12 protein-coding genes and 1 tRNA gene are annotated in these 10,823 nt (G+C 71.1%); 9 read left to right on the forward strand and 4 right to left on the reverse strand.

Annotation, left to right across the window (positions count from 1 at the left end; translation table 11 throughout):
* Window positions 1-229 precede the first annotated feature (229 nt).
* The 4 genes from ADK60_RS06375 to rdgB all read left to right on the forward strand — a co-directional run bounded on the left by ADK60_RS06375 (window position 230) and on the right by rdgB (window position 2,593).
* Window positions 230-463, forward strand: a complete 234-nt coding sequence (locus ADK60_RS06375) for a PTS sugar transporter subunit IIB (protein ID WP_045938653.1) — start codon at window positions 230-232, stop codon at window positions 461-463.
* 179 nt (window positions 464-642) lie between these two features.
* Window positions 643-1,377 carry a ribonuclease PH gene (gene rph / locus ADK60_RS06380; protein ID WP_030394224.1) on the forward strand — a complete coding sequence of 245 codons (735 nt, stop codon included), beginning with the start codon at window positions 643-645 and terminating at the stop codon, window positions 1,375-1,377.
* A 183-nt stretch (window positions 1,378-1,560) separates the two neighbouring features.
* Window positions 1,561-1,950, forward strand: a complete 390-nt coding sequence (locus ADK60_RS06385; protein ID WP_159400323.1) for a hypothetical protein — start codon at window positions 1,561-1,563, stop codon at window positions 1,948-1,950.
* Between the two features lie 37 nt (window positions 1,951-1,987).
* Complete coding sequence (gene rdgB / locus ADK60_RS06390) at window positions 1,988-2,593, forward strand: RdgB/HAM1 family non-canonical purine NTP pyrophosphatase (protein ID WP_053643952.1); 606 nt, start codon at window positions 1,988-1,990, stop codon at window positions 2,591-2,593.
* Between the two features lie 66 nt (window positions 2,594-2,659).
* On the opposite strand, the gene ADK60_RS06395 is transcribed toward rdgB, so the two are convergent.
* Both ADK60_RS06395 and ADK60_RS06400 read right to left on the reverse strand, forming a co-directional pair.
* Window positions 2,660-2,734: transfer RNA gene (locus ADK60_RS06395), tRNA-Leu, on the reverse strand.
* Between the two features lie 65 nt (window positions 2,735-2,799).
* Window positions 2,800-3,660 (reverse strand): HNH endonuclease signature motif containing protein, encoded by an 861-nt coding sequence (locus ADK60_RS06400; RefSeq protein WP_053643954.1) that lies wholly within the window; start codon window positions 3,658-3,660, stop codon window positions 2,800-2,802.
* Between the two features lie 409 nt (window positions 3,661-4,069).
* On the opposite strand from ADK60_RS06400, the gene ADK60_RS06405 reads away from it, so the two are divergent.
* Complete coding sequence (locus ADK60_RS06405) at window positions 4,070-6,445, forward strand: chitinase C-terminal domain-containing protein (RefSeq protein WP_234370969.1); 2,376 nt, start codon at window positions 4,070-4,072, stop codon at window positions 6,443-6,445.
* A gap of 106 nt (window positions 6,446-6,551) precedes the next feature.
* Here ADK60_RS06405 and bcp read toward each other — a convergent pair whose 3' ends face one another.
* Window positions 6,552-7,028: a thioredoxin-dependent thiol peroxidase gene (gene bcp, locus ADK60_RS06410; RefSeq protein ID WP_030394219.1), complete on the reverse strand. Its 477-nt coding sequence runs from the start codon at window positions 7,026-7,028 to the stop codon at window positions 6,552-6,554.
* Between the two features lie 131 nt (window positions 7,029-7,159).
* Between bcp and ADK60_RS06415 the strand changes: the two genes are divergently transcribed.
* From ADK60_RS06415 to ADK60_RS06425, 3 genes are all read left to right on the forward strand, one after another.
* Window positions 7,160-7,510 (forward strand): DUF3618 domain-containing protein, encoded by a 351-nt coding sequence (locus tag ADK60_RS06415; protein ID WP_234370968.1) that lies wholly within the window; start codon window positions 7,160-7,162, stop codon window positions 7,508-7,510.
* Between the two features lie 233 nt (window positions 7,511-7,743).
* Window positions 7,744-8,046 carry a GroES family chaperonin gene (locus ADK60_RS06420; protein WP_045944516.1) on the forward strand — a complete coding sequence of 101 codons (303 nt, stop codon included), beginning with the start codon at window positions 7,744-7,746 and terminating at the stop codon, window positions 8,044-8,046.
* A 139-nt stretch (window positions 8,047-8,185) separates the two neighbouring features.
* Window positions 8,186-9,067: an MBL fold metallo-hydrolase gene (locus ADK60_RS06425; protein ID WP_053643958.1), complete on the forward strand. Its 882-nt coding sequence runs from the start codon at window positions 8,186-8,188 to the stop codon at window positions 9,065-9,067.
* A 53-nt stretch (window positions 9,068-9,120) separates the two neighbouring features.
* Here the strand turns inward: ADK60_RS06425 and ADK60_RS44535 are convergent, their stop codons facing one another.
* Window positions 9,121-9,477 carry a hypothetical protein gene (locus tag ADK60_RS44535; protein WP_053643960.1) on the reverse strand — a complete coding sequence of 119 codons (357 nt, stop codon included), beginning with the start codon at window positions 9,475-9,477 and terminating at the stop codon, window positions 9,121-9,123.
* 158 nt (window positions 9,478-9,635) lie between these two features.
* Between ADK60_RS44535 and ADK60_RS06435 the strand changes: the two genes are divergently transcribed.
* Window positions 9,636-10,823: winged helix DNA-binding domain-containing protein (locus ADK60_RS06435; RefSeq protein ID WP_053643962.1), on the forward strand; the 1,188-nt coding region annotated here is incomplete at its 3' end.

The raw sequence follows: 10,823 nt of genomic DNA on the forward strand, positions 1-10,823 counted from the left end.
GCCCCGCTGCTCGTCATCCTCGGGTGCCGACCAGGGGTATGCGCGTCGAAGTGGGCCAAAAGTGGACTAACGTGACATATCGGTCCGGATCGCGTCATGCTGGTCGCGCTGCTCCGACAGCACGCCACGGCACGACCGACCACTGACCACGCGTCACCCGCGACCGAGGTCACCGCGCAGGACGGCACCCGGCAGAGCAGCCGACGAGCCGAGACAGAGGGAGAAAGCAATGGCCAGCAAGGCTGAGAAGATCGTCGCCGGTCTCGGCGGCATCGACAACATCGAAGAGGTCGAGGGCTGCATCACCCGCCTTCGCACCGAGGTCAAGGACGCCTCCCTCGTCGACGAGGCCGCGCTGAAGGCCGCCGGCGCCCACGGCGTCGTCAAGATGGGCACCGCGATCCAGGTCGTCATCGGCACCGACGCCGACCCGATCGCCGGCGAGATCGAGGACATGATGTGAGCTGAGCCCACCGGCTCGCTCCATCCGGCGCCCCGCGCCACCCCGGCCCCGGCCTCCGCGCCCGCGCCACCCCGGCCCCGTGCCACCTCGGCCCCCGCGCCACCCGGCCCGCCGACCCCTCCGGTCGGCGGGCCGAGGCACGCCGGGACGCCCCCCACAACCGACTACGCTCGGTGCCTATGTCACGCATCGACGGCCGCACCCCCGACCAGCTCCGCCCCGTCACCATCGAACGGGGCTGGAGCAAGCACGCCGAAGGCTCCGTCCTCATCTCCTACGGCGACACCAAGGTGCTGTGCACCGCCAGCGTCACCGAGGGCGTCCCCCGCTGGCGCAAGGGCAGCGGCGAAGGCTGGGTCACCGCCGAGTACTCCATGCTCCCGCGCGCCACCAACACCCGCGGCGACCGCGAATCCGTCAAGGGCCGCCTCGGCGGCCGCACCCACGAGATCAGCCGCCTCATCGGCCGCTCGCTGCGCGCCGTCGTCGACCACCGCGCCCTCGCCGAGAACACCATCGTCCTCGACTGCGACGTCCTCCAGGCCGACGGCGGCACCCGCACCGCCGCCATCACCGGCGCCTACGTCGCCCTCGTCGACGCCGTCGGCTGGGCCCGCGAGCGCAAGCTCCTCCGCGCCAAGGGCAAGCCGATCACCGGCGGGGTCAGCGCCGTCAGCGTCGGCATCATCGACGGCACCCCCATGCTCGACCTCCGCTACGAGGAGGACGTCCGCGCCGAGACCGACATGAACATCGTCTGCACCTCCGACGGCCGCTTCGTCGAGGTCCAGGGCACCGCCGAAGGCGCCCCCTTCGACCGCGCCCTGCTCGACCAGCTGCTCGACCTCGGCACCCTCGGCTGCGCCGAGCTCGACGAGGTCCAGCGCAAGGTCCTCGGCGAGCTGGAGAGCTGACGCCGGCACGCCCCGCATACCGGTTCCATTTCGGTTCCGCGAAATCCCCCGGGCTCCGGACCAGGCCGCTGTACACGCCGGGTCCGGAGCCCGTACGGTTCCCGCAGCACCCCGTTCCGGGAACCGCGCACCCCTCAGCGCGCGTCCTTCCCTTCCGGATACCCGCGCACCCAGGAGGACCGGATGCCCCAGAGCATTGCCCGCCCCACCATGCTCGCCGTGGCCGGCCTGATCGCCATCCTCCCCCTCAGCGCGGTCAGTTGCTCCGCAGCCCAGAAGGCACTCGACTGCGGCAACACCGCCGTCAAGATCACCGGGGACATCAACGAGGTCAGCAACGCCTACAGCAACGCGAGCAACGACTCGGCCGCCGCCGGGCAGGCGCTGAAGAAGCTCAAGAACGACCTCGACCAGCTCGGCAAGAACTCCAAGGACACCGACGTCGTCCAGGCCATCAACGACCTCAACACCCAGGTCGACAAGGTCCAGCAGGCCGTCAACAACAAGCAGGTCCCGGACTTCAAGCCGCTCGGCAACGCCGCCTCCAACCTCACCAAGGTCTGCACCGGCTGACGAGGGCTCACGGCCCCTGTCCGTTTAGGGTGGATCCATGACCACCCGACTCATCCTCGCCACCCGCAACCAGCACAAGGTCGCCGAACTCCGCGACATCCTCGGCGACGCCGGCCTGGACGTCGAACTGGTCGGCGCCGACGCCTACCCGGAGATCCCCGACGTCCCCGAGACCGGCATCACCTTCGCCGAGAACGCCCTGCTCAAGGCACACGCCCTGGCCCGCGCCACCGGACTGCCCGCCGTCGCCGACGACTCCGGCCTCTGCGTCGACGTCCTGGGCGGCGCCCCCGGCATCCTCTCCGCCCGCTGGTCCGGCAAGCACGGCGACGACCGCGCCAACCTCGACCTGCTGCTCGCCCAGCTCTCCGACATCGCCCCCGAGCACCGCGGCGCCCACTTCTTCTGCGCCGCCGCCCTCGCCCTGCCGGACGGCACCGAGCGCGTCGTCGAGGGCCGCCTGCCCGGCACCCTGCGCACCGCCCCGGCGGGCGACGGCGGCTTCGGCTACGACCCGATCCTCCAGCCCCTCGGCGAGACCCGCACCTGCGCCGAACTGACCCCCGCCGAGAAGAACGCCATCAGCCACCGCGGCCAGGCCTTCCGTGCCCTCGCCCCGGTCGTGAAGGACCTGATCGGCTGATCCGGATGCAGAATGAGATTGGCCCGCTAGCCTTCGAATCGAAGGCTAGCGGGCCAATCTGCTCGGTACGCCCGGTGGGATTCGAACCCACGACCCTGCGATCCTAAGTCGCAGCCCTCTAGCCAGCTGGGGTACGGGCGCACGCCGGGACAAGCCTACCGGCTTGTCGCCCGCCGGGCCGCACCCCGTCCCGAGGGAAGGCCGCGCTACGCGGCGCTGTCCCTCCTTCTGGCATCCCGGTCCACGTTCCGGCCGCAGTAGGTCGGCGTGACGGAGTGGCAGTTCGGGCAGAGCAGCCGGAGGTTCTCCCTCCTGTTGTCGAGCCAGTCGCCGTTGATGTGGTCGACTTCAAGGGTCATGGCGTGTCCGAGCCAGGTCGGTGGGGTGCCGCACATCTCGCAGACGTCGGGACGGCCGATGTGGATCAGCATGGCGCGCAGCCGGTCGCCGGGGATGCGATGGCTTCCTGGAGGGCGCTGGACGAGCAGGTCCTCGGCCTTCCGTCGAGGGCCGGTCTTCCGGCCCTTGTTGTGCGCCCGGCCAGTGAAGTGGCTGGTGTCGAGCTGGTGGAAGGCGATGCTCTCCCTCACCAGGGTCCGAGTGTTGCCGCAGTCGACCATGCCGAGCGCGAGTATCACGCCGCGGAAGCTGCGGTTGGCCGCCACGGCCTGTGTGAGCGTTGCTGCGGGGACGGCCGCGACCTTGTTGCGGCCGTCGCCCCTGAAAGTGAAGTGGGAGGTGTCGATGTCGAATTCGGCAAGGCGCCGCTTCAGGTACGCGTAGAGGCTGTCGTAGGGCGTGACGCCGAGGTGGGCCATCATCGCGTTGATGCTGTCGCTGCTCGCGGCGGCCTCGGCCAGGGCCTCCCGGGAGTACCGGCGGCGCCCGTAGTCGGGTCGGCCGTCGTTGAAGTGCGAGGTGTCGATTCCGTAGTGCTTGAGCCGTTTGCCCAGATAGCTGTGTGTGCCTCCGGCCATCGGCACGCCGAGCCGCCTCATCATGTCGTTGATGCTGGTCGACTCGGCGGCGAGCGCGGTCAGTAGCTCGCGGGTGTACTTGGCCGCCATCGTTCTCCCCTTCGGGCTCGTGTGTGCCCGTCCCCCGTGTGTGCGAACGAGTGCGGGGGTGATCGGTTACGGGCTGCCTCCGGTGGGGTGTTCCGGGAGGTCGGAGGGGTGGTGGGGCGGGTGGGGGCGGTGGGGGCAGGGTGACGGGTGGAGGGGGCCGGTCAAGCGGCGGGGTTGGGGAATTGATTACCAATTGGTACAGACCTATTGACCTATGTGGTTCAGACCACATAGCTTCGGCGCCAATCTGCTTTCCCCCACGTGCGTGCTCCCCCACAGGCACGCGCCGACACTCTGCCCGGAGGACCGAGTGTTGATCCGATCCACGGCGGAGCGGCGTCCCACCGCTGCCCGTCGGTCCAAGAGCCCGGCGGCCCGCGCCGGCCTGGCCTCGCTGGCTGCGGCCACCATGGCCGGCCTGCTGATGGCCACGCTGGGCGCGGCGCCCTCCCAGGCGTCCGCCACCGTCGACAATGCCGCCTGTCGTCCCGACGGCCTCTATGCCACGCCCGGTGTCGACGTCCCGTACTGCAGCGTCTACGACACCAACGGCCGCGAGAAGATGGGCGCCGACCACCAGCGCCGCATCATCGGCTACTTCACCGGCTGGCGCACCGGCAAGGACGGCACGCCGCCGTACCTGGTCAGCGACATCCCGTGGGACAAGGTCACCCACCTCAACTACGCCTTCGGGCATGTCGGTTCGGACAACAAGCTGTCCGTCGGCACCGACAACGACAAGAACGAGGCCACCGGCATCTCGTTCCCCGGCGTGCCCGGTGCCGAGCTCGACCCGTCGTTGCCCTACAAGGGGCACTTCAACCTGCTGACCAAGTACAAGAAGCAGTACCCGAACGTCAAGACCCTCATCTCGGTGGGCGGTTGGACGGAGACGGGCGGCTACTTCGGTGACGACGGCAAGCGCGTCAACACCGGCGGCTTCTACTCGATGACCGTCAACCCGGACGGCAGCGTCAACCAGGCGGGCATCGACACCTTCGCCGCCTCGTCGGTCGACTTCATCAAGAAGTACGGGTTCAACGGCGTCGACATCGACTACGAGTACCCGACCTCGATGAAGGACGCGGGCAACCCGCTGGACTGGCAGCTCGCCAACAGCAAGCGCGGCTCGCTGGCCAAGGGTTATGCCGCCCTGATGAAGACGCTGCGGGAGAAGCTGGACCGGGCGGGTGCCGCCGACGGCAAGCACTACCTGCTCTCGGTCGCGGCCCCGTCGTCCGGCTACCTGCTGCGCGGCATGGAGACCTTCCAGGTGGCGCAGTACCTGGACTACGTCAACATCATGTCGTACGACCTGCACGGCGCCTGGAACAAGTACGTCGGCCCGAACGCCTCGCTGTTCGACGACGGCAAGGACGGCGAGCTGGCGGCGGCCAATGTCTACGGCACCGGCCAGTACGGCGGGATCGGGTATCTCAACGCGGACTGGTCGTACCACTACTTCCGCGGTTCGATGCCGGGCGGCCGGGTCAATGTCGGCCTGCCGTACTACACCCGCGGCTTCAAGAACGTCCAGGGCGGCACCAACGGCCTCTGGGGCACCGCCGCGGCGACGACCTGCCCGGTCGGCGCCGGCCTGACCTCCTGCGGTGACGGCGCGGTCGGTATCGACAACATCTGGAACGACAAGGACGACGCGGGCAAGGAGTCCCCGGCCGGGTCGAACCCGATGTGGCACGCGAAGAACCTGGAGAAGGGCGTCCTGCCCGACTACCTGTCCAAGTACGGGGTCAAGGACACCGCGCTGCAGGGCAGTTACGTGCGCAACTACAGCTCCTCGCTGGTCGCGCCGTGGCTGTGGAACGACACCAAGAAGGTCTTCCTGTCGACCGAGGACGAGCAGTCGGTCGGTGCCAAGGCCGACTACATCGTCAACCAGGGCGCCGGCGGCGCGATGATCTGGGAGCTCGCGGGCGACTACAAGTGGGACGCGGCCGCGAACGGCGGCAAGGGCCAGTACGTGCCCGGCAGCACGCTGACCTCGCTGATGTACGACAAGTTCAAGGCGGCCTCGCCGTACGGGGCGATCCGTTCGACGACGGCGCTGCCGCAGCAGACGCTGCCGGTCGACGTGTCGTTCACCAACTTCGCGCTGGGTGACTCGAACTACCCGATCAACCCGAAGATCCACATCGTCAACAACTCGACGCTGACCCTGCCGGGCGGCACCGAGTTCCAGTTCGACTACGGCAACTCGGCCCCGGGCAACGCCAAGGACCAGTCGGGCTTCGGTCTGACGGTGATCAAGCAGGACCACACCGGTCCGAACGTGGGCGGTCTGAAGGGCAACTACAACCGGGTGTCGGTCAAGCTGCCGGGCTGGCAGTCGCTCGCCCCGGGTGCCTCGGTCGACCTGGACTTCGTCTACTACCTGCCGGTGTCCACGCCGTCCAACTGGACGGTCAACGTGGCCGGCACGCTGTACGGGCTCAAGGGCGACCTGACTCGCGGCGCGGTGGACGGCGGTACGACTCCGCCGACCACGCCGCCGACCACTCCGCCCACGACCCCGCCGACGACGCCTCCCACGACGCCGCCGACCACCCCTCCCACGACCCCGCCGACCACTCCGCCCACCACGCCGCCGACGACTCCGCCGGCCGGTTGCGCGGGTGCGCCGAGCTGGGACGCGGGTACCACCTACGCCACCACGACCAAGGTCTCCTGGAAGGGCCACTACTACCAGAACAAGTGGTGGACCAAGGGCGACGACCCGAGCGCCAGCGGCGCCTGGGGTGTCTGGAGCGACCTCGGCGCCTGCTGATGACAGCGGTCGCCTGAGGTGAGAGACGGCGGTGGCGGTGCACCCGGTCGGGGGGTGCGCCGCCACCGCTGCGTCGTCCGGGGGAAGCCCCGGGAGAAGCCCCGGGTCAGGCCGCCTCGACCTTGAGGTCGCGCAGCAGCTTGGCCACGTGGCCGGTCGCCTTCACGTTGTACAGCGCGTGCTCGACCTTGCCCTGCTCGTCCACGATCACGGTCGACCGGATCACGCCGGTGACGGTCTTGCCGTAGAGCTTCTTCTCGCCGAACGCGCCGTAGGCCTCCAGCACCTTCTTCTCCGGGTCGGAGAGCAGGGTGACCTTGAGGTCCTCGGCCTCGCGGAACTTGCCGAGCTTCTCCGGCTTGTCCGGCGAGATGCCGATCACGTCGTAGCCGGCGCCGGCGAAGACCTCGAGGTTGTCGGTGAAGTCGCAGGCCTGCTTGGTGCAGCCGGGGGTGAGCGCGGCCGGGTAGAAGTAGACGATCACCTTGCGGCCGAGGTGGCCGGCCAGGGACACGTCGTTGCCGTCGGCGTCGGGCAGGGTGAAGGCGGGCGCGGTGTCACCGGGCTGGAGACGCTCACTCACGGGGTTTCTCCTGGTGCTGGGCGGGCAGTCGTACCACGGCCAACTTACCCCTGATGGTGGGTGGGGCCGCGCGGGCCCGGGTGGCAGCTGACACACTGGGTCAGTCGCACAGGACAACATCAGTGAATGGGGTGGCCCGAGTGGGCGAGGCGAGCACTACGGACAAGTCGGCGCGGACGACCGCCCAGATCGAGGCGGACATCACCCGTACCCGCACCCAGCTGGCGGCGACCCTGGACGAGCTCGCCGTGCGGGTGCATCCGACCACCATCTCCGCCCAGGTCAAGGCGAAGGCCGTGGCCGCGGTCGAGGAGAAGGCGGGCCGGGCGTACGTGGCCGCGAGCGGGCTGGTCGAGCAGGCCCGGGCGCAGTTCGTGGACGAGAAGGGGCAGCCGCGCAAGGAGCGGATCGTCCCGGCCGCGCTGGTCGGGGTCGGTCTGGTGCTGCTGGTCGCCTCCGCGCGCAAGCGCCGCAAGGGCTGAGCCGCGGCGGCACGTCCCCGGGCCGGGCACCTGGTGCCCGGCCCGGCGTCGTCCGGCCCGGCGTCGTCCGGGGCGCGACCGTCCGTGGTGGGACCGGGCTGGCGTCACACGCCGTGCCCGGGGGCGGTACCTTCGGGGTCGTGAGCACGAACGACGAACCCACCCAGCAGTCCCTCCCCGCCGAGGCCGACGAGCGGCGCCACGACCGGTTGGGCGAGAAGCTGCCGATCAAGATGCTGCACGACCGCGTGCTGGTGCGCACCGAGGCGGGGGAGGGCGAGCGCCGCTCCACCGGCGGCATCCTCATCCCGGCCACGGCCGAGATCTCCAAGCGCTGCGCCTGGGCCGAGGCGGTCGCCGTCGGCCAGAGCGTGCGCTCCGTGGAGCCCGGCGACCGGGTGCTCTACGACCCCGAGGACAAGCTGGAGGTCGAGGTCCGCGGCGCCACCTATGTGCTGCTGCGGGAGCGCGATCTGCACGCCGTGGCCGCGATGCGCTTCGGTGACACCGAGGGGTCGACCGGGCTGTACCTGTGAGCCGCTGAACGCGGGCTTCCGGCGGGCCCCCCCGCCCCGGGGGCGGGGGCCCGCCCCCGTTCCGGCTGTTCGCGGTGGTAGCGTCGCCGGAGGGGGACGGGTTGCGCGGAGCGGCGTACACGGAGCAAGGGGGACGGGTATGGGCGGGAACGGCTCTTGGGTCGACTTCGGTGGGGCGGCTTCGCCGGTGGGCGGGCTGGACGGGGTGCGGTGGATCCACGGCTCGGAGTCGGCGAAGCACAACACCGATCCGGACATCCAGGTCCATCGGTACGACGAGCACACCGTGATCCTGCGGCAGAACATGGCGGTCAACTACGAGGCGCCGTTCCTGTTCCTGCTGTTCGGCAATGAGCGGGCGGTGCTGATCGACACCGGGGCGACCGCGTCGGCGGAGTTCTTCCCGCTGCGGGAGACCGTCGACGGGCTCCTCGGCGAGTGGCTGGGGCGCAACCCGCGGGACGGGTACGAGCTGCTGGTGCTGCACACCCACGCGCACGGGGACCATGTCGCGGGGGACGGGCAGTTCGAGGGGCGGCCGGACACCCGGCTGGTGCGGGCGGACAAGGCGACCGCGTGGGCGTTCCTCGGCTTCGACGCGGACCCGGACGCGGTGGCGCGGGTCGACCTCGGGGGGCGGGTACTGGAGTGTCTGGCGACGCCGGGGCACCACGAGGCGGCGGTGACGTTCTTCGACCGGTGGAGCGGGTTCCTGCTCACCGGTGACACGGTCTACCCGGGGCGGCTCTACATCCAGGACTGGGCGGCGTTCGGGCGTTCGATCGGACGGCTGGTGGAGTTCTGCGAGGCGCGGACCGTCAGCCATGTGCTGGGCTGCCACATCGAGATGAGTGTGAAGCCGGGGGTGGACTATCCGATCCGGTACACCTACCAGCCGTACGAGGCGCCGTTGCAGTTGACGGTCGACCACCTGCGGGAGATCCGGGCGGCGATGGCGGAGATCGGCGAGGTGCCGGAGCGCCGGGTGTTCCCGCTCTTCGTCCTGTCGCCGAACAGCTGAGCCCGCCGGGGCCCGCCGGGGTGTCCGGAGTGCTCCGGCGGGACGGCGGCCGGTCAGCGCCGGCAGTACAGGCGGGCCTGGCCCAGGTACCAGCCGAGCCCGTCCGAGGTCGCACTGGTGAGGCCGATGGTGCACTCGCTGCGCAGCCAGAACGCCGATACGGCCTTGGTGTAGGCCACTTCGCCGGCGGCGACGATCGCCGAGTTCGGGGTGTGCCCGTAGGCGGTGCCGACGAAGACCGCCGTCTCGGTCCAGGTGGTGGTCCGGGCGGGGGCGGCCGGGGTGGACGCGGCGCCGGCCGGGGCGGCCAGGGTCGTGGTGGCCAGGGCCGTGGTGGCTCCGCCGAGCAGGAGGGCGGGGACGGTGAGGGCTGCGGCGGCGCGCAGGCGTAACGCGGACGGACGGTTCATGAGGACTCCTCGGTGGGGTGGCCTCGCGGCCGGGGCGACGGCGGACGCTCAGGGCGGTCCCAGTGTGGCCCGGGCGCGCTGTGTCCGGTCAAGACCGGTCCGCGCCAGTCGGATTCACCTCCGATCGGTTGTCGGTGACGGCCCGTAGGATCCCGGCCATGGTGAGCACTGGGGTGGTTCCGGTCGGGGACGGGCAGCGGCGGGCGCGGCTGGGGCTGCGGCAGCTGCTGGCGCCGGCCGCGCGGGTGGCGCGGGTGGAGGAGACCGCGGACGCGGTGGTCGGGCTGCACGCCTCCGATCCGGCGACGGTGTACCTGTCGGCGTGCGCGCGGCTGCGGGAGCCGTCGGCGGTGGAGGTGGAGCGGGCGCTGTACGAGGACGTCTCGCTGGTGAAGCTGCTGTCGATGCGGCGGACGCTCTTCGCGGTGACCGAGGAGTTCGCGCCGTTCGTGAGCGCGGCGGCGGCCCGGCCGATCGCGGTGAAGGAGCGGGCGACGCTGCTGAAGCACCTCGGCGAGTTCGCCGAGGGGTGGAGCGAGGCGCGGTTGGCGGAGACCGAGCGGGCGGTGCTGGCGGTGCTCGCGGCGCGCGGGGAGGCGACCACGGCCGAGCTGGGTGCGGAGGTGCCGGCGCTGCGCGAGACCATGCTGATGGCGGCGGGCAAGCCGTACGAGGCGAAGCAGAGTGTGGGGAGCCGGTTGCTGCGGCTGCTGGCCTCGGACGGGCATGTGCGGCGGTCGCGGCCGCGCGGGTCGTGGCTGAGCAGCAGCTATCCGTGGGCGCCGGTGGAGCAGTGGCCGGACGTGCCGGTGCGGGAGGCGAAGGCGGAGGTGGTGCGGCGCTGGTTGGCGCGGTACGGGCCGGGGACGGTCGAGGACGTGAAGTGGTGGACGGGCTGGACGCTGGGGGACGTCCGTCGGGCGCTGGCCGACGTGGGCGCGGTGGAGGTGGCGCTGACGGGCGGTGCGGCGGAGGGTTCGACGGGCGGTGCGGCGGTCGGGCTGGTGCTGCCGGGGGACGAGGCGCCGGTGGCGGAGCCGGAGCCGTGGGCGGCGCTGCTGCCGGGGCTGGATCCGGCGGTGATGGGCTGGCGGGGGCGGGACTGGTATCTGCGGCCGCAGGACGTGCCGGCCCTGTTCGACCGGGCGGGGAACGCCGGGCCGACGGTGTGGTGGTGCGGCCGGGTGGTCGGCGGCTGGGCGCAGCGGGCGGACGGTGAGGTGGTGTGGCGGCTGTTCGAGGACGTGGGGGCGGAGGCGGTGGCTGCGGTCGGGGCGGAGGCGGAGCGGTTGGTGGGCTGGCTGGGGGAGGTGCGGGTGACGCCGCGGTTCCGGACGCCGTTGGAG

Source organism: Streptomyces sp. XY431 (assembly GCF_001279805.1).
GTDB lineage: Bacteria > Actinomycetota > Actinomycetes > Streptomycetales > Streptomycetaceae > Kitasatospora > Kitasatospora purpeofusca.

Excerpts from the sequence above, each read along its gene's own strand:
- ADK60_RS06425 (WP_053643958.1), top strand. The coding sequence starts at position 8,186 with ATGGGCGGGAACGGCTCTTGGGTCGACTTCGGTGGGGCGGCTTCGCCG.
- ADK60_RS06405 (WP_234370969.1), top strand. The coding sequence starts at position 4,070 with ATGGCCGGCCTGCTGATGGCCACGCTGGGCGCGGCGCCCTCCCAGGCG.
- ADK60_RS06420 (WP_045944516.1), top strand. The coding sequence starts at position 7,744 with ATGCTGCACGACCGCGTGCTGGTGCGCACCGAGGCGGGGGAGGGCGAG.
- ADK60_RS06385 (WP_159400323.1), top strand. The coding sequence starts at position 1,561 with ATGCCCCAGAGCATTGCCCGCCCCACCATGCTCGCCGTGGCCGGCCTG.
- rdgB (WP_053643952.1), top strand. The coding sequence starts at position 1,988 with ATGACCACCCGACTCATCCTCGCCACCCGCAACCAGCACAAGGTCGCC.
- ADK60_RS06375 (WP_045938653.1), top strand. The coding sequence starts at position 230 with ATGGCCAGCAAGGCTGAGAAGATCGTCGCCGGTCTCGGCGGCATCGAC.
- ADK60_RS44535 (WP_053643960.1), bottom strand. The coding sequence starts at position 9,477 with ATGAACCGTCCGTCCGCGTTACGCCTGCGCGCCGCCGCAGCCCTCACC.
- ADK60_RS06400 (WP_053643954.1), bottom strand. The coding sequence starts at position 3,660 with ATGGCGGCCAAGTACACCCGCGAGCTACTGACCGCGCTCGCCGCCGAG.
- rph (WP_030394224.1), top strand. The coding sequence starts at position 643 with ATGTCACGCATCGACGGCCGCACCCCCGACCAGCTCCGCCCCGTCACC.